18 protein-coding genes are annotated in these 21776 nt (G+C 68.3%); 10 read left to right on the plus strand and 8 right to left on the minus strand.

Translation table 11 applies throughout. From position 1 onward, the window contains the following. Positions 1 to 112: 112 nt before the first annotated feature. From ACK4SC_RS10785 to ACK4SC_RS10810, 6 genes are all read left to right on the plus strand, one after another. Positions 113 to 1636 carry a sugar ABC transporter ATP-binding protein gene (locus tag ACK4SC_RS10785; protein ID WP_409617847.1) on the plus strand — a complete coding sequence of 508 codons (1524 nt, stop codon included), beginning with the start codon at positions 113 to 115 and terminating at the stop codon, positions 1634 to 1636. Beyond that, on the plus strand, positions 1636 to 2652 hold the full coding sequence (locus ACK4SC_RS10790; RefSeq protein ID WP_409617849.1) for an ABC transporter permease: 1017 nt from the start codon (positions 1636 to 1638) through the stop codon (positions 2650 to 2652). Before ACK4SC_RS10785 ends, ACK4SC_RS10790 begins: the two co-directional genes overlap by 1 nt. After that, positions 2649 to 3695: an ABC transporter permease gene (locus ACK4SC_RS10795; protein WP_409617850.1), complete on the plus strand. Its 1047-nt coding sequence runs from the start codon at positions 2649 to 2651 to the stop codon at positions 3693 to 3695. Before ACK4SC_RS10790 ends, ACK4SC_RS10795 begins: the two co-directional genes overlap by 4 nt. 65 nt (positions 3696 to 3760) lie before the next feature. Then, complete coding sequence (locus tag ACK4SC_RS10800) at positions 3761 to 4780, plus strand: sugar ABC transporter substrate-binding protein (RefSeq protein ID WP_409617851.1); 1020 nt, start codon at positions 3761 to 3763, stop codon at positions 4778 to 4780. Between the two features lie 120 nt (positions 4781 to 4900). Continuing rightward, on the plus strand, positions 4901 to 6190 hold the full coding sequence (locus ACK4SC_RS10805) for a M24 family metallopeptidase (protein ID WP_409617853.1): 1290 nt from the start codon (positions 4901 to 4903) through the stop codon (positions 6188 to 6190). A 51-nt stretch (positions 6191 to 6241) separates the two neighbouring features. After that, on the plus strand, positions 6242 to 7111 hold the full coding sequence (locus ACK4SC_RS10810; RefSeq protein WP_409617855.1) for an NAD(P)-dependent oxidoreductase: 870 nt from the start codon (positions 6242 to 6244) through the stop codon (positions 7109 to 7111). Here the strand turns inward: ACK4SC_RS10810 and ACK4SC_RS10815 are convergent. Together ACK4SC_RS10815 and ACK4SC_RS10820 are read right to left on the minus strand one after the other, a co-directional pair. Next, positions 7108 to 7854 (minus strand): helix-turn-helix domain-containing protein, encoded by a 747-nt coding sequence (locus ACK4SC_RS10815; protein ID WP_409617857.1) that lies wholly within the window; start codon positions 7852 to 7854, stop codon positions 7108 to 7110. The two genes, ACK4SC_RS10810 and ACK4SC_RS10815, sit on opposite strands and share 4 nt — an antisense overlap. 113 nt (positions 7855 to 7967) lie before the next feature. Then, on the minus strand, positions 7968 to 9398 hold the full coding sequence (locus tag ACK4SC_RS10820) for a M24 family metallopeptidase (protein WP_409617859.1): 1431 nt from the start codon (positions 9396 to 9398) through the stop codon (positions 7968 to 7970). A 183-nt stretch (positions 9399 to 9581) separates the two neighbouring features. On the opposite strand from ACK4SC_RS10820, the gene ACK4SC_RS10825 reads away from it, so the two are divergent. The 3 genes from ACK4SC_RS10825 to ACK4SC_RS10835 are packed head-to-tail and all read left to right on the plus strand — an operon-like array spanning position 9582 to position 13240. Next, positions 9582 to 10643, plus strand: coding sequence for a sugar ABC transporter substrate-binding protein (locus ACK4SC_RS10825; RefSeq protein ID WP_409617861.1), 1062 nt, complete (start codon positions 9582 to 9584; stop codon positions 10641 to 10643). A gap of 3 nt (positions 10644 to 10646) precedes the next feature. Then, positions 10647 to 12170, plus strand: coding sequence for a sugar ABC transporter ATP-binding protein (locus tag ACK4SC_RS10830; protein ID WP_409617863.1), 1524 nt, complete (start codon positions 10647 to 10649; stop codon positions 12168 to 12170). A 5-nt stretch (positions 12171 to 12175) separates the two neighbouring features. After that, entirely contained in the window at positions 12176 to 13240 is a 1065-nt protein-coding gene (locus tag ACK4SC_RS10835) for an ABC transporter permease (RefSeq protein ID WP_409617865.1), read from the plus strand. 350 nt (positions 13241 to 13590) lie between these two features. Here the strand turns inward: ACK4SC_RS10835 and ACK4SC_RS10840 are convergent, their stop codons facing one another. After that, complete coding sequence (locus tag ACK4SC_RS10840) at positions 13591 to 15030, minus strand: amidohydrolase family protein (RefSeq protein ID WP_409617867.1); 1440 nt, start codon at positions 15028 to 15030, stop codon at positions 13591 to 13593. 126 nt (positions 15031 to 15156) lie between these two features. Here ACK4SC_RS10840 and ACK4SC_RS10845 point away from each other — a divergent pair, with 126 nt between their 5' ends. Further along, positions 15157 to 16431 carry an MFS transporter gene (locus ACK4SC_RS10845; RefSeq protein ID WP_409617869.1) on the plus strand — a complete coding sequence of 425 codons (1275 nt, stop codon included), beginning with the start codon at positions 15157 to 15159 and terminating at the stop codon, positions 16429 to 16431. Here the strand turns inward: ACK4SC_RS10845 and ACK4SC_RS10850 are convergent. The 5 genes from ACK4SC_RS10850 to ispF form a co-directional block, all read right to left on the minus strand. Then, the gene (locus tag ACK4SC_RS10850; RefSeq protein WP_409617871.1) at positions 16424 to 17128 is read right to left on the minus strand and encodes an SDR family oxidoreductase; all 705 of its coding nucleotides are present in this window, start codon (positions 17126 to 17128) and stop codon (positions 16424 to 16426) included. The two genes, ACK4SC_RS10845 and ACK4SC_RS10850, sit on opposite strands and share 8 nt — an antisense overlap. Next, positions 17125 to 18021 (minus strand): cupin domain-containing protein, encoded by an 897-nt coding sequence (locus ACK4SC_RS10855; RefSeq protein WP_409617873.1) that lies wholly within the window; start codon positions 18019 to 18021, stop codon positions 17125 to 17127. The genes ACK4SC_RS10850 and ACK4SC_RS10855 overlap by 4 nt, the downstream gene beginning before the upstream one ends. Before the next feature lie 86 nt (positions 18022 to 18107). Then, positions 18108 to 19103 (minus strand): 23S rRNA (guanosine(2251)-2'-O)-methyltransferase RlmB, encoded by a 996-nt coding sequence (gene rlmB, locus ACK4SC_RS10860; protein ID WP_409617874.1) that lies wholly within the window; start codon positions 19101 to 19103, stop codon positions 18108 to 18110. Further along, positions 19096 to 20517 carry a cysteine--tRNA ligase gene (gene cysS / locus ACK4SC_RS10865; RefSeq protein WP_409617875.1) on the minus strand — a complete coding sequence of 474 codons (1422 nt, stop codon included), beginning with the start codon at positions 20515 to 20517 and terminating at the stop codon, positions 19096 to 19098. Before cysS ends, rlmB begins: the two co-directional genes overlap by 8 nt. 9 nt (positions 20518 to 20526) lie before the next feature. Continuing rightward, complete coding sequence (ispF, locus tag ACK4SC_RS10870) at positions 20527 to 21768, minus strand: 2-C-methyl-D-erythritol 2,4-cyclodiphosphate synthase (RefSeq protein WP_409617877.1); 1242 nt, start codon at positions 21766 to 21768, stop codon at positions 20527 to 20529. Positions 21769 to 21776: the final 8 nt, after the last annotated feature.

The raw sequence follows: 21776 nt of genomic DNA on the forward strand, positions 1-21776 counted from the left end.
GCCCCCCGTGTTCTGTTTTAGATAACATTTTCGCCCCAAGCCTGGTGCTTTCGTTCTGTGTGTGTTTACACTCGACGAGCGGCACCACCGCGTCAGCACCCAATGGAGAGTGATGAACACGACACCCGCTGAGGATCAGCACCCCGCGCTCCGCGCGCAGGGAATCTCGAAGCGCTTCGGCGGCGCGGTAGCGCTGAACGACGTCGACCTCACCGTGCAGCCCGGTGAGATTCACGCCGTCGTCGGAGAGAACGGCGCCGGCAAGTCAACGCTCATGCGCATCCTGGCCGGCATCATCACGCCGGACACCGGAAGCGTCGCCGTGGGCGGCGAGCCCGTCGATCCCGGCCCACGCGCCGCCATCGACGCGGGCATCGCCCTCGTGCATCAGGAGCTCAGCCTGGTGCCCGAGATGACGGTTGCCGAGAACATCCTGCTCGGCGCCCCTCCCACCACCGCCGGCTTCACCCGCAGGCGGGAACTCAAGAAGATCGCGGCCGACGCCCTCGACGAGATCGGCGTCTCGGTCGACCTCGACGAACCGATCGCGCGCCTGTCCGTATCGCTTCGCCAGTTCGTCGAGATCGCGCGCGCTGTTGCCCGGAAGCCCCGCGTGCTCATCCTCGACGAGCCGACGGCGACCCTGACCCCGGCGGAAACCGACTACCTCCTCACCATGCTCGAGCGCCTGGCCGCCTCGGGCATGGCGATCATCTACATCTCTCACCGCATCCCCGAGGTCTTCCGCATCTGCACCGCCGTGACGATCCTCCGCGACGGAGAACTCGTGGCACGCACGCGCATCGCCGAGACCACCCCCAGCGCGATCATCGACGCGATGGTGGGCCGCGAGCTGAAGCTCGATCTGCAGGTGCGTCGCGAGGCAAACCCGGGTGAGGTCGTTCTGTCGGCGCGCGGAATCCGCGCCCCCGGCGTCGACAACGTCGATCTGGATGTTCGTGCGGGCGAAATCGTCGGGCTCGGTGGCCTCGTCGGCGCCGGACGCACCGAACTGGTGCGGGCCATTATCGGCGCCGATCCGCGCAGTGCCGGGTACGTCACCGTCACGGTGGGCGGCACCACCACCTCCATCGGCAGCTACGGCTCCGCCGTGCGGGCCGGCATCGGCTACGTGCCGGAAGAGCGCCGGGTTGACGGACTCGCCCTGACCATGAGCGTCGCCGACAACATCGCGCTGCCGAACCGCGCAACCCTGTCGCGAGGCTCGGTGCTGAGCGGGCGCGCCATGTCGAAATTCGCCACCCGCCTCGCCGATGTTGTCGGCCTGCGGCCGCCGCAGATCAATCGCGAAGTTGGTCAGTATTCGGGCGGCAACCAGCAGAAGGTGGTCATCGCCAAGTGGCTGGGGCGCGAGCCCGACGTCATCGTGCTCGACGAGCCGACACGCGGTGTCGATGTGGGGGCGAAAGCCGAGATCCACCGTCTCGTGCGTGAGCTCGCCGACAACGGCACCGCCGTGCTCGTCGTCAGCTCCGACCTTCCCGAACTGCTCGAACTGTCCGACGTGATCCACGTGGTCCGCGACGGCCGGATCACCGGAACTCTCAACGGCGCCGACGCCACCGAGAAGGCCGTCATGTCCCTCGCCTCCGGCGAAACCCTGGTGGAGTCCTGATGTCCAAAGAAACACTGACCGAATCCATCGCCGTCGGGAAGACCCCACCGGCGGCTGGCCTCGAGAGCCGGCGGGCGAGCATCCTGAACTGGTTCGCCGAGCGCGGCGTGATCGTCTTCACGGTCGTTCTGATTCTCGCGGCCGTGCTGTTCGTCGACGGCTTTGCCACGCTGCCGAACCTCACCGACGTGTTCTATCGCGCGGCGCCGATCGGCATCGTCGCCGTCGGCATGACCTTCGTCGTGATCAGCGCCAACTACCTCGATCTGTCGGTGGTCGCCCAAGTCGCGACGGCCGCGGTGATCATGATCGCGGTGAGCAACGAGTTCGGCCTCGTCGCGGCCTTTGCCGTCGCCAGCCTCGTTGCGCTCATCTACGGCGTGGTCAACGGACTTGCCGTCGGATTCTTCAAGGCCAACGCGGTCATCGTGACGCTGTCGACGACGTTCATCGGGCTGGGCATCCTGCGCTGGCTCTCCGGCGGCAGCATCTTCTTCGGCCCCGAAGACGGTCCGATCCGCGCGTTCGGCCAGGCCCGCCTCGGTCCCATCCCCCTGTCGGCGCTGTTGCTGCTCGTTGTGACCGCCGTGCTCTGGTTCGTGCTGACCCGCACCACGTTCGGGTTCGCGGTGCGTGCCTACGGATCGAACAAGGCCTCGACGCGGCTGGCGGGGGTCAACACCACCGCCGTGGTCGTGGGCGCGTTCGTCATCACGGCGCTGGCCGCCATGATCGCCGGCTTCGCCCTCGCCGCCTTCTCGAACACCGCGGTGTCGTCGATGTCGAACGGCTACGAGTTCCGGGCGCTGGCCGCCATCATCATCGGCGGCACGAGCGTGTTCGGCGGACGCGGAAGCGTTCTGCGCACCCTCCTCGGCGTCGTCTTCGTGAGCGTGCTCACGAACATCCTGGTTCTTTCCGGTATCGGATTCGGCTTCCAGCAGATGGCGATCGGAGCGCTGATCGTTCTCGCCGTCTCGGTGGATGCTCTCGCGCGAAGGGCGGCGAAGAAGTGACCCAGCACGACACCCCTGTGAAGCAGACGATGCAACTGGGCCAGGCCCACGGATCGTTCCTCGACCGTGTGCGCGTGACGATCGCGCGACGCACGGAGGGCCGCGGCCTTGCCCTGCTCGCCCTGGTCGTCGTCGTGACGGCACTCCTCGAACCGGTCGTGTTCTCGTCGTACCAGGTGACCCTCGGTCGCGTCGCGCTCATCGGACTCGTCGCGCTCGGGCTCACCGCCGTGATCCTCATGGGCGAGCTCGACCTGAGCGTCGCGAGCACGCTCGCGGTGTCGGGCGTCGTCATGGCGAGCATTCCCGACATCGGGCTGGGCATTGTGGCGGCACTTCTCACCGGACTCGTGATCGGTGCGATCAATGCCTTCTTCGTGGTGATCGTGGGCATCAACTCCTTCATTGCCACACTCGGGATGCTGTTTGCCCTTCGCGGTCTCGCCTTCGTCCTGTCGGATGAAAAGCCCGTGCGGCTGACGAATATTGACGCGGGCATTGCGTTCGGTGCGCCCCTCGTCGGGCCCATCACGCCGCGCATCCTGCTGTTCATCGCCGCGTTCGTGGCGCTGCAAATCTTCCTGACGCGCATGAAGGCCGGTCGCGAGTTCTATGCCGTCGGCGGAAACCGCCAGGCGGCCGTCGACGCCGGTATCCCCGTGCGCCGCCGCATCCTGACGGGCTTCCTCATCTCAGGTTTCGTCGCGTCGCTGGCGGGCGTGATCAACACGCTCGAACGCACGGCAGCCGATCCTACGGCGGGCTCCACCGTGCTGCTCGCGAGCTTCGCCGCCGCGATCATCGGAGGTGTCGTCCTGAACGGCGGCCGCGGATCGGTGCTCGGCACCCTGATCGGCGCGTTCTCGCTGGGCATCCTGCAGGTGGCGCTCACCCTCTCGGGAGTCCAGGTCGACATCCAGGACATCTTCATCGGCGTGATTCTGCTACTCGCAGTGATCACTGACCCCGCAAATCTTCGCGCAGCTCTGGCCGGCGTTCGTTCGTCGCTTCGGGGCCGCGAGAAGGCTCAGTCAACGGGCTGAGTTGTACCCCCCACCCCTAGTCGGCCACTCCGGCCGCCCCCAATAGATACGGAAAGAGGCAAACCATGCGAACCTCTCGCATCACGCTCTCCGCCATCGGCATCGCCGCCGCTGCGGGGCTCGTGCTCTCCGGCTGTGCCAACGGTGACACAAACGGTGCCGCGCCCGAGCCCGGTGGCGACACCGGCAACGGCGGTCAGGAGACCTTCGAGGTCTACGCGCTGCTTCCGCAGGGCACCGACCAGCCGTACGGTACGACCTACCTTCCCCCGATGCAGGCTGCCGCCGACGAACTCGGCATCAATCTGACCATCACCAACTCTCAGTACGACGCCGACCGCCAGGCCAGCGAGTGCGAGGTGGCCGTCGCCGCCCAGCCCGACCTCATCATCCTGTGGCCGGCCGTCGGTGACACGATCCGTCCCTGCCTCACCGCCGCTCAGGCAGCTGGCATTCCGGTCACCGTCACGAACTCTGACGTGAACCCGGAAGACAAGGACCTCATCCAGGCCTACTCGGGCCCCGACACCTACGGTCAGGGCGTCTCGTCGGCCGAGATCATGTGTGACCTCGCCGCAGGCGAGGAGATTGGCATCCTCGTCGTGAACGGCCTCACCGGCAACTCGACGGCGATCAACCGCAACGCCGGCTTCGTCGACACGATCGAGGCGAACTGCCCGAACGTCACGATCCTCGCCGAGCAGCCCGGTAACTGGAACAAGGACGACTCGCAGATTGCCGTCTCTGAGATGCTCACGGCGGTCGGCCCGGAGAACGTCGGTGGCATCTACGCCGCGGACGACACGATGGTGGCTGGCGCGATCGATGCCCTGAAGGCCCGCGGCATCGACCCGAAGGATCTCATCATCACCTCGATCGGCAACACCTTCCTCGGGAACCCGCTCGTGGTGTCGGGTGAGCTCGACGGCACCGTGTTCCAGTCGTCGTCGTGGGATGGCGAGAACGCCATCCGCCTGGCCTATGCCGTCTTGACCGGAGCGCCGTTCGAGGCGGAGCTGTTCATGCCGAGCGTCAAGGTCACCGCAGAAAACGCCTCCGACCCGTCGGTCGCACCGGAGTGGTGATCGGCACCCACCGCTGATCCACCCCTATTGACCGCGAGGGTGGGCGCCGCCAATGCGCCCACCCTCGCGCCCACCGACGAGCATGCCAGCACGAGCGTGCCCACACCAGGAGTTTTGACCATGCCTTCCCTCACCGCAGAGCGTGCACACGCCGACGCCGCCACCGACTTCGACACGCGCATGATTCCCGCCCACGGGCACATGAGCGTCGACTACGAGCAGCGCGTGGACTTTGCCCGTCTGCGCGAATACCGCCTCGCGCGTGCCATGGAGGCCCTGAGCGCGACCGAGTGTGGCGCATTCCTCCTCTTCGACTTCTACAACATCCGGTACACGACTCAAACCTGGATCGGTGGCGCCCTCGGCGACAAGATGTCGCGCTACGCGCTGCTCGCCCGCGACGGCAAGCCGCACCTCTGGGACTTCGGCTCGGCCGCCAAGCACCACCGCCTGTTTTCCCCGTGGTTGCACGAGGGTCACAGTCACGCCGGCATGCTGGGCCTGCGCGGCGCGATTCATCCCGAGGTCGGGCTGATGAAGGAGGCCGTCACCGTCATCAAGGGCCTGCTACACGACGCGGGCCTCGCCGGCATGCCGGTGGGCGTCGACATCGTCGAGCCGGCCTTCTTGTTCGAGATGCAGCGCCAGGGGCTCGAGGTCGTTGACATTCAGCAGAACATGCTCGATGCACGCTCGATCAAGAACGTCGACGAGATCATGCTCTTGAGCCAGGCGGCCGCGATGGTCGACGGCGTCTATCAGGACATCACCGACGCGCTGAAGCCTGGCGTTCGTGAGAACGACATTGTGGCGCTCGCGGCGAAGAAGCTCTACGAGCTGGGCAGCGAACAGGTTGAGGCCATCAACGCCGTCTCGGGCGAGCGCTGCAACCCGCACCCCCACAACTTCACCGACCGACTGATCCGACCGGGTGACCAGGCCTTCTTTGACATCATCCACTCGTACAACGGGTACCGCACCTGCTACTACCGCACGTTCTCGGTCGGCAGCTCGACCCCCGCGCAACACGATGCGTACAAGCGCGCTCGCGAGTGGATGGACGCGGCGATCGATACCGTGCGCGACGGCGTCGGCACCGATCAGGTCGCGAAGCTCTGGCCGAAGGCGACCGACATTGGTATCGCCAATGAGATGGAGGCGTTCGGGCTGCAGTTCGGCCACGGCCTCGGCCTCGGCCTGCACGAGCGCCCGATTATTTCGCGCCTGAACTCGCTGACGAATCCCGTCGAAATCAAGGCGGGAATGGTGTTTGCGCTGGAGACCTACTGCCCCGCGGAGGACGGCATCTCAGCCGCGCGCATCGAGGAGGAGGTCGTCATCACGAAGACCGGGGCCCAGGTGCTCACGAAGTTCCCGGCACAGGATCTGTTCGTCGCGAACCCGTACTGACGCGCCCCCCTTCGTTCAGTATCATTGAACAACTGACACGAAGGGTGAACAATGTCGATCACGCTCGGATTTTTGGGGCTCGGCAACATGGGCCAGGCAATCGCTGGCCGGCTCGTTGGGGCCGGCTACGACGTCGTCGTCTGGAACAGGAGCGCGGGAGCCGCAGACGAGCTCGTCGCCGCCGGCGCGCGGCTGGCAGCGGATGCTCGTGAGGCGCTCGCGGCGCCCGTCTCGTTCTCGATGCTGGCCGACGACGCGGCGGCGGAAGCCGTGCTGTCGGAAGCGAACCTGGCCGGCGACGGTGAGGGGCGCATCCACGTGAACATGGCGTCGATTAGCGCGGCGGCGGCCGACCGCATCCAGGCGGTCGCCGAGGCCGCAGGCGTTGGCTATGTCTCGTGCCCCGTGCTCGGTCGCCCGAACGTCGCCGCGGAAGGCAAGCTCAACCTGCTCGTCGCGGGTGCCCCCGAACTGTGCGACGCGGTCGCCCCCTACCTCGAGCACTGCGGCGTCAAGCAGTGGCGGTTCGGCGACACTCCGCGACAGGCGAACGCCGTCAAGGTCGCCATGAACTTCACGATCCTGCACGCGCTACAGGCGATGGCCGAGTCGATCACCCTCGTTGAGGCTCACGGCGTCGACGCCAGCGACTTCATCGAGTTGATGTCGAACAGCCTGTTCGCGGGGCCCGTCTACGCCGGATACGGATCGATGATCGCCGAGCGGCGCTACAGCCCCCCTGGTTTCCGCATGCCGCTCGGCCTCAAAGACCTCGGGCTCGCGGAAGAGCTCGCCGCAGAACAAGACGTCGAGTTGCCCACCGCGCCGATTCTGCGCGATCGGTTCGAGCGAGCGCTGGCCGATTCCGAGCTCGCCGACCTCGACTGGTCGGCAGTCGCCGAGGTAACGCGGCGGCGCTAGGAGCGTTCGGCGCGCATCCCGCGCATCACCTGCAACACGTCGACCGCTGACGCCGGCGCCTTCGCGACGTCGGCGGTCTCGGCGGCGTGACCGTGATCGTGGTCGAGCTCGTCGAGTGATTCGATCGTGATGTCTTTGCGGGCGATCACGAACCAGATTCCGCGGGCCGGAACATCCCCCTCGTTGACGTACATGTGGGGCTTGATCGCGTCGAAGCAGAACGAGTCACCCGGCTCAAGTTCGTAGCGGTCGAACTCGATGCGTAGGGTGAGCTTGCCCTCGAGCAGTACGCCGTACTCGGTCGCCGCGTGGCGCATCATCTTGCCCTCGACCGACGACGACCCCTGCGGCTCGTACGTCACGATGAGCGGGTCGGCGATGGCCGACTCGCCGACCGACAGTCGCTCCCACGTCACCCCGTTCTCCATCTCGATGACGGGGTTGTCTTCGCGCCGCTGCACGACGTTGTCGCTGCGTCGAGACGGGTCGCGGGGCTGGTCGTCGTCGGCCGAGCTCAGGCCGAGCGGCGCACTGGTCGCCGGCCCGTGGCCCATGAGGCTGTCAAGCGAAATGCCCAAGAAGTTCACGAGCGCGTACAGCGTCGACACCGACGGCTGCGTCTTGCCCGTCTCTACTTGCGAGAGCAGGCTGGCAGACACGCCTACGGCGCTCGCCACCGCCCGCAAGCTGAGCTTGCGCGCCTCACGAACCTTGCGTAGTTCTGATCCCAGGTCGAACTGCACCGTTGCACCTCTCCCCGCTTCGCCGCAACTACCGGCGTCTCTGTGGTGAGCAGTCCGAGTGAACGCTCATCGTGCATCCATGCTAACTGTCATTCCGTGCATCCACGGACCTGTTAGCGTCCACCACGGCCGTCGACCGTGTTCAGGTGCGACTGGCTGTCGCGCAGCGTCGACAGCTCACCACCGACCGAGTAGTAGCGCTTGCCCGCAACGAGCAGCTCCTCGGCGGGGAACTTCGTGATGACCTCGCAGCCGTCCTTCGTGACGACGACCTCTTCCTCGATACGCGCGGCGCCCCAGCCGTCGGCGGCAGGCCAGTACGTCTCGAGGGCGAACACCATTCCCTCTTCGAGAACTTCGGGGTGGTCGAAGGAGGTGAGGCGCGAGAAGATCGGCTTCTCCCAGATCGACAGGCCAACGCCGTGCCCGTATTGCAGGGCGAACGCTGCCTCTTCGTTCGGGAATCCGAACTCTTCGGCCTTCGGCCACACCGCAACGACATCGGCGGTCGTGGCGCCCGGCTTCACGAGTGCGATGGCGCGGTCCATGTACTCGCGGGCCCGCGTGTAGGCATCCTTCTGCGCCTGGCTTGCCGAGCCGACCGCGAAGGTGCGGTAGTAGCAGGTGCGGTAGCCGTTGTAGCTGTGCAGGATGTCGAAGAACGCCGGGTCACCGGGGCGGATGAGGCGGTCGCTGAACACGTGCGGGTGCGGCGAGCAGCGCTCGCCCGAGATCGCGTTCACGCCCTCCACGTACTCGGAGCCGAGGTCGTACAGCGTCTTGGCAACAAGCCCGACGGTCTCGTTCTCGCGAACGCCCGGCCGAAGGAACTCGTACAGGTTCTCGTACGCGGCGTCGACCATCGACGCGGCCTGCGTGAGGAGGCGAATCTCGTCGCCCGTCTTGATGCGTCGAGCCTCCATGAACACCTGCTGACCATCGACCACCGTGATGCCCGCGCGCTGCAGCGCGAACAGGATCGGCAGCTCGATGACGTCAACGCCCAGGGGCTCGTTTTGCAGGCCGAACTTCTCGAGTTCGCGCTTAATCTTCGCGGCGACCTCGTCGGCAATGCCGGCATCCGGCGGGAAGGCGCCGCGCAGCGTCGAGATTCCGGCGCGCGACCCCGATTCGAGGCGGGGTCGGGTGGCGCCGTGGTGAGGAGCGTGCGGGTCGGCGTCGGCCTCCGAGTGGGTGTGGTCGAGCCACGGGTTGTACAGCGAGTGGTGCTTGGCCGCCGATCCGAAGTCCCACACGATGGGGTCGGTCTTGCGAGTGATCAGCGCGAAGCGGATCAGCTTGTCCATCGCCCAGGTGCCGATGTGCGTCGCCGACATATACCGGATGTTCGAGAAGTCGAACGCCAGCAGCGCGCCCACATCGGACTTATCGAGCTGCGCCTTCAGCCGGAGCAGACGGTCGGTGCGCAGGCGGTCGAAGTCAACGCGCGCCTCCCAGTCAACGGCGTTCATGCCCGTGGTGCCGGTGCTCTTCATCGAGTCCTCCAGATCGGTGCGCGTGGCGCGGTGTCGCAAGTACGTCATGTTTACCACAGATAAACACCGTCCAGCCAGGACTGTCAATCACCCCACAGGAATCGGCCCTGCGAACATTTTTTTCGCCAGGGCTTCACTCTCGGTACACGCAGATGTATAGTCACGCTGAATAGCACCACCCGGCTGATCACTGTCGATCACCGGTACCCACGATTTCAAGGGAGAAATCAGATGAGGCGTTCACCCATCGCACGCCGCGGGCGCTTGTCGCTTGTGGCACTCGCCGCCGCGGCGGCTCTCACCCTCGGTGCCTGTGCCAGCGACGCTGGCGAAACCCCGGCCCCGAGCGATGACAACACCGCAGCACCCGCACCCACGGAAGAGACCCTGCAGGTCGCCTTCATCTCCTTCGCCGTCGCGAACACCTACGACGAGCCCATGCTCGCCGAGGTTCAGCGCGTGGCCGCCGAGAACAACATCGAGATCACCGTCTTCGACGGCAACCTCGACCCGAACCTCCAGGTGACCCTGATCCAGGACGTCATCGCCTCGGGTCAGTACGACGGGATGATCGTTCAGCCCATCTTCGGACCGGCGCTCGTCGACATCGTCAGCCAGGCGATCGACGCCGGCATCACCGTCGTCAACGTCGACCAGATCCTCGGTGACGACTTCACCACCGGAGCGACCCAGCTGGACGGCCTCGCCGCGAACGTCGTGTTCGTTCCGTCGGAGATCGGCACGAAGTTCGGTCAGCAAGCCGTCGAGGCCTGCGCCTCGAAGAACCTCGACCCGTGTGACGTGGCGTTCCTGCACGACGTGAAGGCCTCGGCCATCGGCGTCGCTCTGTGGGAGGCGTTCAACGAGGTCACCGCCGGCACGCCCGTGCGGGTTGTCGCGGAGGGTGAGACCTTCTACAACCCCGCCGCCGCCCAGGGTGCCGTCGCCGACATCCTCTCGGCGAACCCGGACATCGACCTCATCGCGACCTCCGACCAGGGCCTGCAGGGTGCAGTGCTCGCCATCGAGGCCGCGGGACGCTCGCTCAGCGACTTCCTGATGATCGGCTACGGCGGATCGGCGTGGGGCAAGGAGCGCGTGGCCGAGGGCGTCGTGTTCTCGAACGTGGTGCAGGCACCGGCCACCGAGGGACGCCTCGCCATGGAGGCCATGGTCGACGCCCTGCGCAACGGCGTGAACCGCGGCGACATCGACCCGTTCGCGGACTTCCCGAACAACGGCGTCATGACCCGCGACACCGCCGACCAGTTCACGGGCGAGTGGGCCGGATAATCCATGCCTGACACGGCAACCGCTGGCACCCCGCAGCTCCTCATCGAGCTGCGGGGTGTCGGCAAGTCCTTCGGCGGCACCCCCGTGCTGCGCGATATCGACCTGACCCTCGAGCCGGGAAGCGTGCACGCGCTCGTCGGCGAGAACGGCGCCGGGAAGTCGACCCTCTCGAAGATCATCTCGGGGGTGTACACGGCCGACACCGGGCAGCTTCTCATCGACGGGAAGCCCGCCCACTTCTCGACGCCCCGCGAGGCACTCGACCGCGGTATCGCCACCATCGCCCAAGAGCTGGCCCTCGTGCCGGAGCTCACCGTCGCCGAGAACGTCTTCCTCGGGCGGGAGCCGCGCACCGCGGGCTGGATCGACCGCAAGCAACTGCGCGCCGAGTTCGTGGCCGTAGCCGAACGGACCGGCTTCGACCTCGACCCCGACGCCGTCGTGGGCGGCATGCGCACGGCCGACCAGCAGAAGGTCGAGATCCTGCGCGCGCTGGCCCGCGGCGCCTCGCTCATCATCATGGACGAGCCCACCGCCGCGCTGTCGAACCACGACGCCGAGCTGCTGCACGGCGTCGTGCGTCAGCTCGCCGACTCGGGCCACACCGTGCTGCTCATCTCGCACTTCCTCGCCGAGGTGCTCGACCTGGCTGACACCGTCACGATCCTGCGCGACGGCCAGCACATTCGCACCGCCCCCGCGGCGGACGAAACAGAGGCGAGCCTCATCGAGGGAATGCTCGGCCGCACCCTTGGCTCCGTCTTCCCCGAGAAGCCGACCGTCGATCCGGCCGCGCCCGAGGTGCTCCGCGTCACCGACCTCGTCGCACCCGGCGTCAACGGCGTCTCGCTCACGGTGCGTGCCGGCGAAATCGTCGGCCTCGCCGGACTGGTCGGAGCCGGTCGCAGCGAGATTGCGCACGCGATCTACGGGTCGACGCCCCGATCATCCGGGCTCGTCGAGATCGACGGGGTGAGCTGCCCGGCCGACGTTCCACGCACGCTTAAGAAGGGGATCTTCCTCATCGGCGAGTCGCGCAAAGAGCAGGGCCTCGTGCTGGGCCGTCCCATTCGCGACAACGTGACCCTGTCGAACATGGCGCAGGTCGCGCCGGGCGGCTGGGTGCGCACCGCGGACGAACGTCGCGCCTCGCGGGGGCTCCTCGAGCGGGTCACAGTGGCCGGCGACGACCGCCGCGCCGTCTCGGCCCTGTCGGGTGGCAACCAGCAGAAGGTGCTCTTCGGCCGCGCACTGCAGAAGGCCCGGCGACTGCTCATCGCCGACGAACCCACTCGGGGCGTCGACGTCGGCAGCCGGCGAGCAATCTACGAACTCATCGCACAGCAGGCCGAACAGGGCATCGGCGTGCTCGTCATCTCCTCCGACGTCGAGGAGGTGCTCGGCCTCGCGCATCGCGTGCTCGTCATTCGCGCTGGCCGCGTCGTCGCCGAACTGACCGGCGACGAGATGACCGAGGAAAACATCATCACGGCGGCATTTGCCGATCCGACCCCCGTAGGGAGCTGACCACCATGAGCATCGAAACCCCGGAAAAGACGGCGCCCGCCGCACCCCCGCCCGCCCCGCGCGGCCGGGTGACAAGCGGCGGCAATGCGGATGCTGTTCAGCGCTTCCTGAAGAACATCCCGTGGCGCTCGGTCGCGATCGTCGTGCCGTTCCTGCTCGTGTTCATCGCGCTGTCGATCGGAAGCCCCGCCTTCCTGTCGGCGCAGAACATCGGCAACGTGCTCGACCGTCAGGCCGGCATCCTCATCGTCGCGGCAGCGGCGACCCTCGTGCTCATCGCCGGCGGCATCGACCTCTCGGTCGGCGCCACCTACATGTTCACCGCCGTCATCTGCGGCACGATCATCGTGCGCGTGGGAGGCGAAACGGGAGCGGCGCTGGGAATCATTACGGGCATCCTGGCTGGCCTGATCGTGGGACTCATCAACGGAATCATCAGTACCTATCTGAAGGTGAATCCCCTGATCGCCACACTGGCGATGAGCTTCATCATCCTCGGTGCCACGAAGCTCGTGTCGCAGTTCGGCAAGGAGGGCGTCGGGCAGATCCGCGTTGACGTGCCGGAGTTCCGGTGGCTCGCGCTGCTGCGCCCGCTCGGCGTGACCCTGCCCACCTGGATCGCGGCCGTCGTGCTCATCATTCTCGGCATCGTGCTGTGGCGAACCACCTTCGGCCGCTACGTGTACGCCGCCGGTGGCAACGCCGAGGCGGCGCGACTGGCGGGTATCCGCGTCAACGTGGTGCGGATCGCCACCTTCGCGATTGCCGGCACCGCCGCGGGGCTCGCCGGGGTCATCGACCTCGCCCGCACCCCCTCGGTGCCCGAGAACGACGCGATCGCGACGACGCTCACCTTCACGGTGCTCGCCGGCATCGTCGTCGGTGGCACGTCGATCCTCGGAGGCGCGGGCGCCGTCTGGCGCACCGTGCTCGGCATCCTGTTCATCGCCATGCTCTACAACGGGTTCACGCTGCTGCGCATCGACCCGCTGTTCCAGGGCATCGCGCTGGGCGTGATCATCCTCGTGGCCGTCGGATTCGACGCCTGGTCGAGGACCCGCAGAAATTAGAGACCCCGGCCCCGCGGGTGGTGCGGGGCCGGACCGGGTTACGGGGTCGGCGCGGGTGGTGCGCCGGCCCCGTACGTGTGTGTGCGTGAGCGGGGCGGGGGATGCGCGACCCCGCCGCGACGGCGCGTCAGGGATGCGCCGCCCGCCGCCGAGACATGACAGGGATGCGCCAGCCCGCCGCCACGGCACAGGCCCCGGGGCCCACACCCGACACCACGGGCCCGAGACGCTCGACACCACAGAACCAGCGCTCGACGCCTCGGCAGCCGCCGCACAGGGCGCCGGGACGCGCGAAACGGCGGGTGGCCCGTCAGGACCACCCGCCGTCAGGATCGCGACTGCGTTACTGCCTACTTCTCCTCGTCGAGGTACATGTAGGGGTTCGCGATCGGCTCGTCCTCGGGCAGTGCGGGGTTCATCCACTCGGCCCAGGCCTCTTCGCCCAGCTCGCCGCGCACGTACTCGACCGAGGCCGCCACGCGGTCGGCGACCGGCTTCAGCGGCATGCCGATGCGCTCGCCCTGGTACTTGACGACCTTGCCGTCGACCACGACGGTGTGCACGTCGGCCGTGCCGGCCTGGTACACGACGTGGGCGTAGGGGTTGAGGATCGGCGTCATGGCCGGCGACTCGTCGTTCTTCAGCAGCACGAGGTCGGCCTTCTTGCCCACGGTGATCGAGCCGAGCTTGTCAGCCATACCGAGCGTGTGGGCGCCACCCATGGTGGCCTGCCAAACGGCGTCTTCCGCCTTCATGCGGTTGACGTTGACCGTCTCGCCCTTGTTGTGGGCCTCGAGGTGGTCGCGCGAGCGGAACGACGACAGCGTCGAGCGCATGGCCGAGAAGAAGTCGGCGCTCCACCACACGCTCGTGTCCATCGACAGCGACGCGGTGATGCCGTACTTCTTCGCGACCCACGCCGAGGGGTACCCCTGGCCGGCGCTCTGCTCACTCTCGGTGGCGATCGAGATCGTTCCGCCGGTGGCGGCGATCTTGTGGTAGCTGTCGGGGCCGAGCGACGAGGCGTGCACGTAGGTGATCTGGTCGGTCATGAACCCGTTGTCGTACATGTACTCGATGTTCGGGTCGCCGTTGACACCCCACACACCGGCGTGGGTGGTGACGCGCAGTCCGAGGTCGCGCGCCGCCTCGAAGGCCGCCTTCTCGTGGAAGTCGGGGCCGGAGTTGACGTCGAAGGCCACCTGCAGGCCCATCATGTCGTCGGCCTTGAAGTTCTTCACCCAGTTCTGGAAGCCGGGGTCGTTCATCCACTCCCACGGCGCACCGAGGTAGTTGCCGTACGCCAGCACGAAACGGCCGGGGATGCTCTTCAGCGCTTCGACGGCGGCGTCGGCGTAGTCGGGGGTGCGCAGCGCGTGCGACCAGTCGACCGTGGTGGTGACACCCTGGTCGACCGACTCGAGGGCGCTGAGCTGGTTGCCGGCCGCGATGTCTTCGGCGCGGAACACGTGGCCCCAGGTCAGGTAGTAGAAGACGAAGTACTGGCTGAGCGCCCAGTCGCCGCCGTAGCCGCGCAGGGCGGTCTGCCACATGTGGCGGTGGGTGTCGATCATGCCGGGCATGAGGATTCCGCCCTTGGCGTCGATCTCCAGCGTGCCAGCGGGTACCTCGAGGTTGTGTCCGACGCCAGCGATCGTGTCGTCCGTGATGAGTACGTCGGCGTTCTCGAGAACGCCTGCCGAGTCGACCGTAATCACCGTGGCGTTGCGGAAGACGACGGGTCGGCCGGGCGCGAAGTCGTCGGCGCGGGGTGCGACGGCATCGGTCATGAGTTCCTCCTCGTTGAGCAATTCAATAAAGGTGTACGACTGTGTACAGCCAGAGTGAAATACTAGCGCCGTCGGGGCAGATATATCCAGTCGCATCGACCATTCCCCGCCGAGAGGATGCCCAGAATGCGAAACACCCCCGATCACGACGGGATGCAGGCCTCGACCCCGCCCTCCGCCCCCGCGTCCGAGGCGGCTCGGTGGGGCCGCCGGGTCGCCGCGATGGCGGTCATTGCCGCCACGGGGGTTGCCGTCATCTACGTGCCTCAGCCGATTCAGCCCCTGGTCGCCGACGAGTTCGGTGTCGTCGGCGTCGCGGCGAGCGCCGCCACGATCGCCGTCCAGGCCGGCTACGCGCTCGGCATCGTGCTGCTCGTCTCTCTCGGCGACCGCTTCTCGGCGCGACGGCAGGTCACTGTGCAGCTCGGCATCACCGTCGCAGCGCTGGTGCTCGCCGCCGCCTCGCCGTCGTACGCCGTTTTCGTCGCCCTGTGCTTCGTCGCCGGCGCGACCGCAACGATCGGCCAGCTGCTGGTGGCCGCCGCCCTGAAGCTCGCCCCACCGGCGCGTCGGGCCCGGACCGCCGCCACGTTGCTCGGGTCGTTCATCGTCGGACTGTTCGTGGTGCGCACCGCGCTCGGGGGCATCGCGGCGGCGTTGGGCTGGCGCGGCGCGCTCGTCGTGATCGCGCTCGTCGTCATCGCGCTGGTCCCGGTGAGCCTCGCCACCTCTCCCCGCGAGAAGCCAGCCGCCCCGCCGCGCTACGCGACGATCCTGCGCACGATCCCGGCGGTGGCAGCCGCGTCGCCCACCCTGCGACTGCTGACGGCGGTTCACGCGCTGTGCTTCATGGCCTTCATCGCCCTGTGGTCGATGGCGACGCTCTACGCGGTCGACGAGCTCGGGGCGAGCGTCGGCCTCGCGGCGCTGCTCGGGCTGGCCGGCCTTGTCGGCGGAGTGCTGACGATCCTCGGCGCTCCCCTGCACGCGCGCGTGGGCGCTCCGCGCTCGCTCGCGGTGTGTGTCGGGGCCGTCGTGATCGGAACCGGCCTCATCGTCGCGGCACCGAGCATCCTGCCCCTGGCGGCCGCCGGCCTGCTTCTCGTGTCGGCCGGCATGTCGAGCGAGCAGGTGTCGACGCAGCCTCTCGCGCTCGCGTCTGTGGACCCCGCGCAGAACGGGCGGGCCAACACCGTCTTCATGGCGGCGGCGTTCTTCGGCGGCTCGGCGGCCACCGCCGCGGCGGCCCCGCTCTACCTGGTCGGCGGCTTCCGGGCGGTCGCGACGCTCGCGCTCATCGCCGCCTTAACGGCCGCATCCCTCGCCGTGGTGGCTCACAGACGAGGGATGCTGGGCTCGCGTCCCAGCCGAACGGTGCCGGGACCGCGAACGGCTAGGTGAGGCGCCAGCCGCGGTCGACGTACAGGCTCGTGCCCGAGACACCGCGGTTGTTCAGCAGGAACATCGTCGCGTCGACGATGTCTGCCGTGGTGGCGAGCTTGCCACCGGGAGTGCGCGACTCGTACGCCTCGAGCACGCCAGCCGGCTTGTCCGCCCAGAAGGGGGTGTCGCCGATGATGCCGGGGTGCAGCGCGTTGACACGCATGGGCGCGAGCTCAAGGGCCATCGAGTGCACGAGGCCCTCGACGCCGCCGTTGATCGTCGCCACGGTCGTCGAGCCCGGGTACGGGGCATCCTTCGCGCGGCCGCCGAAGAGCACGATGCCGGTGTCGACGGTCGGCTCGAGGCGGTCGAGCAGCGTGTGCACGACCTCCGTGTAGCCGACGAGCTTCAGGGTGACGAGGCGCCGAGCGCGGGCAATGTTGTACTCGCGCACGCTGTTCGCGTCGCGCTCGATGGCGGCGAGCACGAGACCGTGGATCTGGCCGCAGGGCTTCAGCGCCTCGGCAATCGTCTCGGGTTCGGAGATGTCGAGGGCGAGGCCGGTCGCGTTCTCGCCAATCGATGCGGCGATCTCGGCGGTGCGGTCAGCGTCGCGCCCCGTCAACAGCACGTTGTCGCCGCGGGCGACGACGGTCTTGGCGATCTCGAGGCCGATACCGGAGGTTCCTCCGATGACGGCGATGGTGCGGGTCATTGCTCCTCCTTGAGCTTGTCGGCCAGGTACTCCCAGTCACGAGAGAACCGATAGGCGTGCCGTGCGGGCATCTGCGGCGCCTGCGTTTCGAGCCAGCGCACTTCAGCGCCGACGGCCTCGAACGAGTGCACGCAGCCGACCCCGGCCCAGGCGATGTCGCCGGGCACGAGTCGGTAGTGGTCACCGTCGAAGGTGGCGTCGACCTCACCGTCGAGGATGAGGTACACCTCCTCGAGCGGGTGGTCGTGGGGGCCGGCCTTGCCGGTGGGCTCGTACTGCACCATGAACATCGAGCCGCTCGTGGCGCCGAGGTCGGAGTCGACCATCATCTTCAGGCTGATTCCGCTGTAGACAAGCAGGGCGGTGCGCATGCTCGCGGAGACGGCGAGCAGCTCTTGGGACTGCTTGCCCGGGTTCATGTGCTCGGTCGTGATGTTGCCGAAGGAGCGAGTGCGCGGGTCGCGAGCATCGACGGCAATGGGGTCGACGACGGGCAGGTCTGCGACGCGGTAGGTGTCGAAGCCGTACTTTTCGCGCGCCGGCGGGGTGAAGAGGTCGGCCCAGACGGCGTCGGTGTCCCCCACCGACCGCCAGGCGTGCGGTACGCCGATGGGCACGACGCCATAGTCGCCCGCGACGAGGTGCACGGTCGCCTCGGGGGTCGCGATGATGACCTCACCCTCGAGCACGTGGAACTGCTCTTCGAACGAGTGCACGTGGGTCGGAATCTGCCCACCAGGGGCCAGCTTCGACACCCCGAAATCGCTGTGCACGGCCCCGTCGGCGTAACCAACGCCGAGCCAGCGGGTGTACCCCGTCGAACCGGGGGCGATGGGGCCGGGATCGCGGTAATCCGCGTCAGCGGCCCGACGAACGACGTAGCGTGCGCTCATGGAGCTTCCTCACTCGATGGGCGACGCAGGACCGTCGCCATTGTTCAGCCGTGCTGAACACAGTGAACAGCCAGAGCGGCCACTTGTCAAGCGGAGGCGCGCCGCCTCGCCACCTCATACAGCGTGACGCTTGCCGCGATTCCGGCGTTCAGCGACTCTGTGGCCTCCGAGATCGGAATCGACACGATCGCGTCGCAGGTTTCGGCGACCAGGCGCGAGAGGCCCTTCCCCTCGCTGCCCACGACGATGACGAGTGGCTGGTCGGCCAACTCGAGCCCAGGCAGCGACACGTCGCCGTCCCCGTCGAGCCCCAGCACGAAGACACCCTGCTGCTTCAGCGCCTTGAGCGTCTGCGTCAGGTTGGCCGCCATCGCGACGGGCGTGCGGGCCGCGGCGCCCGCCGAGGTCTTCCAGGCCGATGCGGTCACGCCGACGCTGCGGCGCTGCGGCACAATCACGCCGTGGCCGCCGAAAGCAGCGGTCGAGCGAATGATCGCCCCCAGGTTGCGCGGGTCGGTGATGCCGTCGAGGGCCACGATCAGCGCGGGTCGACCACTGTCGGCGGCGCGCTCGAGGAGGTCGTCGGGGTGCGCATACTCGTACGGCGGCACGCTGAGCGCGATGCCCTGGTGCACCGAGTCACCGGTCATGCGGTCGATCTCGGGCCGGGTGACCTCGAGAATCGGCACGCCGCGCTTGGTGGCGAGGGCGAGCGCCTCCTTGACCCGGTCATCCATTTCGATGCGCACCGCGATCGTGAGCGCGGTCGCGGGGATGCGCGCGCGCAGCGCCTCGAGGACGGAGTTGCGGCCCGAGACCACCTCGGTGTCGCCGCTCTTCTTCGCCGAGCGGGGACCGCCGCTCGTGCTCGTCGCGGCGTTCGGCTTGCGCCCGCCCGTGCGCGACTTCGCGGCCTCGAGCCGCTCTTTGGCGGCCTTGCGCTTGCCGGCCGGGTGCCAGCTGCGGTCTTCGGCCTTCGGAGTGGGGCCGCGACCCTCGAGCTTCTGGCGGCCCTGACCGCCGGATCCGACGGTGGGGCCCTTCTTGTTCTTGCGCGCGCCAGGGCGGCCGGGCTTAGCCATCGAGTCTCCAGTCGGTCGAGGTGGGGCTGTCTTCGAGCACGACGCCGGCGGCGGTCAGCTCGTCACGGATGCGGTCGGCGGTCGCGAAGTCGCGGTCAGCGCGTGCGGTGCGGCGCTCGGCCAGTTTCAGCTCGATGAGAGCCGCCAGTGCGCGATCAGCGCTGACCCCGGCTCGCGGGCTGGGCGCCGCGTCGTCGAGACCCAGAACGGCCACCATCGCGTCGACCTGGTCGAGCGCAGCGCGGGCCGTCTCGTTGTCGCCAGCGTCGAGCGCGCTGTTGCCGGCCCGGACGGTCTCGTGCAGGGCGGCGAGCGCCTGAGGTACCGCGAGGTCGTCATCGAGCGCGGCCGCGAAAGCGGCGGGAACCCGGTTGTCAATCGAGGCGGCGTGCGCCTGCTTAGCCGGGGAGTCTCCCCCGCGGGTCCGCGCGCGGCCACGGAACGCCTGAATGCGCCCGAGCGCCTCGCGCGCCTCGTCGAGCGAGGTCGGCGTGTAGTCGATGGTCGAGCGGTAGTGCGCCGAGCCGAGCCAATACCGCACGACGGCGGGCTCGTGGCTGGCGAGGAGGTCAGCGGCGAACACCGAGTTGCCGAGCGACTTCGACATCTTCTGACCCTCGACGCTCACGAGCCCGTTGTGCACCCAGTGCTGCGCGAACGGGTGACCGGCCGCGCTCGACTGAGCGAGCTCGTTCTCGTGGTGGGGAAAGCGCAGGTCGAGCCCACCGCCGTGAATGTCGAACGCCTCACCGAGGTAGCGGGCGGCCATCGCCGAGCACTCGATGTGCCAGCCGGGGCGACCCCGGCCCCACGGCGACTCCCAGTGGGCGCTCTCGGGCTCGTCCGTCTTCGCACCCTTCCACAGGGCGAAGTCGCGCGGGTCGCGCTTGGCGCGCGCCGGGGCGTCGGCCGCGTCCTCCATGTCGTCGGGTGACTGTCGGGTCAGCGCCCCGTAGGTGGGCCAGCTGCGCACGTCGAAGTACACGTCACCCGAGCCGTCGTGGGCCGGGTACGCGTGGCCGCGAGCGATGAGCGTCTCGATGAGGGCGTGCATCCGATCGATGGATGCTGTGGCGCGCGGTTCGTACGTCGGCGGCAAGATTCCGAGGGTGCGATAGCTGTGCGTGAACTCGAGTTCAACGCGGTACGCGAGCGCCCACCATGATTCGTCGTCCGACGCGTTCGCCAAGATCTTGTCGTCGATGTCGGTCACATTGCGGATGAACGTGACCGTGTACTCGCGGGCCGCGAACCAGCGCCGCCACAGGTCGTAGACGAGGGCACTACGCAGGTGCCCGATGTGCGGGGCCGACTGCACGGTGGGTCCGCAGACGTACATGCCGACGCGGCCGGGCTCGCGCGGCGTGAAGTCGACGACGGCCTGCTGCAGGCTGTCGTAGAGGCGGATACTCACCGCGCCAGCCTACCGGCGGGGCTTTTCGGTGATGGAAACACTGCCGATGCGGGCGACGAGCGCGGTCGCGACCGCCGTCACTCCCTCGGCGCGGCCGGTGAAGCCGAGGCCGTCGCTTGTCGTCGCGGCGACGCTGACCGGGGCGCCCAGGATGGCGCTCAGGTGCTGCTCGACCTCGACGCGGCGCGGCGCGAAGCGGGGGCGGGCGGCGACCAGCTGCACGGCGACGTTCTCGACCCGGTAGCCCGCATCCGCGAGCAACTCGAGGGTCGCGGTGAGGAACACCTCGCCGCGCGCGTCGGCGAAGCGCGGGTCGTCGACGCCGAAGCGCGAGCCGATGTCGCCGAGCCCGGCGGCCGACAGGAGTGCGTCACAGATGGCGTGGCTGACGGCGTCGCCGTCGCTGTGGCCCGCAAGCCCCGGCTCGTTCGGCCAGAACAGTCCGCCGAGCCAGCACTCGGCCGCCTCATCGTAGGCGTGCACGTCAACACCCACGCCCGTGCGCAGGGCGGGGCCGGCGGTTGCTGACGCGTCGCGGCCGCCCGCGTCGGGTGCGGGCACGAGCGCGCGCTCGTCCGCGATGAGCTCGGCGCGGCGCAGATCCCACGGCGTGGTGATCTTCAGCGCCGCCTCGTCGCCACGAACGGTCACGACGGGGTGGCCGGCAGCGGCGAACACCGAGGTGTCGTCGGTGTGCCCGGTCGACGCCGTGGCAATCGCTTCGCGGTACGCCGCGAACGGGAAGCCCTGTGGCGTCTGCAAGACGGCGAGACGCGACCGGTCGGCGACGCCGGTGATCGCGTCGCCTCCGTCGGTCGTCGCGACCGTGTCGACCATCGGCAGTGCGGGAATCACCCCGGCCGAGGTCTCGCGCACCGTGGCCGCCACGCGCGCGAACACCGCGGTGGGGGTCAGGGCGCGCGCGGCGTCGTGAATCAGCACGGTGTCGATCGGCTCGCCCGACTCCGCGAGCGCGGCGATGCCGGCCGCAACTGAGTCTTGCCGCTCGGTACCGCCGGGCACGACGGAACCGTACCCCGGCGCGAGAACGCGGTCGACGATGTCGCGCGCCGCATCCAGCCGGATGCTCGGGGCCACGACCACGACGCGCGCCTCTTCATCGAGGCGCGCGATCGCCGTGAGCGCGTGCTCCAGCAGCGTCACGCCGCGCAACGAGACGAACGCTTTGGGCTCGGCCGCGCCGAGCCGGGTGCCGCTACCTGCGGCAACGACAACGATGCCGAGCCGCACGGGTGCGT

Source organism: Microcella sp. (assembly GCF_046293215.1).
Classification (GTDB): domain Bacteria; phylum Actinomycetota; class Actinomycetes; order Actinomycetales; family Microbacteriaceae; genus Microcella.

What these genes read in the sequence shown, in the direction of transcription:
- rlmB (WP_409617874.1), bottom strand. Translation starts at nt 19,103, where the DNA reads ATGGCTAAGCCCGGCCGCCCTGGCGCGCGCAAGAACAAGAAGGGCCCC.
- ACK4SC_RS10810 (WP_409617855.1), top strand. Translation starts at nt 6,242, where the DNA reads ATGTCGATCACGCTCGGATTTTTGGGGCTCGGCAACATGGGCCAGGCA.
- ACK4SC_RS10800 (WP_409617851.1), top strand. Translation starts at nt 3,761, where the DNA reads ATGCGAACCTCTCGCATCACGCTCTCCGCCATCGGCATCGCCGCCGCT.
- ACK4SC_RS10830 (WP_409617863.1), top strand. Translation starts at nt 10,647, where the DNA reads ATGCCTGACACGGCAACCGCTGGCACCCCGCAGCTCCTCATCGAGCTG.
- ACK4SC_RS10855 (WP_409617873.1), bottom strand. Translation starts at nt 18,021, where the DNA reads ATGAGCGCACGCTACGTCGTTCGTCGGGCCGCTGACGCGGATTACCGC.
- ACK4SC_RS10790 (WP_409617849.1), top strand. Translation starts at nt 1,636, where the DNA reads ATGTCCAAAGAAACACTGACCGAATCCATCGCCGTCGGGAAGACCCCA.
- ACK4SC_RS10820 (WP_409617859.1), bottom strand. Translation starts at nt 9,398, where the DNA reads ATGACGTACTTGCGACACCGCGCCACGCGCACCGATCTGGAGGACTCG.
- ACK4SC_RS10825 (WP_409617861.1), top strand. Translation starts at nt 9,582, where the DNA reads ATGAGGCGTTCACCCATCGCACGCCGCGGGCGCTTGTCGCTTGTGGCA.
- ACK4SC_RS10845 (WP_409617869.1), top strand. Translation starts at nt 15,157, where the DNA reads ATGCGAAACACCCCCGATCACGACGGGATGCAGGCCTCGACCCCGCCC.
- ACK4SC_RS10850 (WP_409617871.1), bottom strand. Translation starts at nt 17,128, where the DNA reads ATGACCCGCACCATCGCCGTCATCGGAGGAACCTCCGGTATCGGCCTC.
- ACK4SC_RS10785 (WP_409617847.1), top strand. Translation starts at nt 113, where the DNA reads ATGAACACGACACCCGCTGAGGATCAGCACCCCGCGCTCCGCGCGCAG.
- ACK4SC_RS10835 (WP_409617865.1), top strand. Translation starts at nt 12,176, where the DNA reads ATGAGCATCGAAACCCCGGAAAAGACGGCGCCCGCCGCACCCCCGCCC.
- ACK4SC_RS10840 (WP_409617867.1), bottom strand. Translation starts at nt 15,030, where the DNA reads ATGACCGATGCCGTCGCACCCCGCGCCGACGACTTCGCGCCCGGCCGA.
- ACK4SC_RS10805 (WP_409617853.1), top strand. Translation starts at nt 4,901, where the DNA reads ATGCCTTCCCTCACCGCAGAGCGTGCACACGCCGACGCCGCCACCGAC.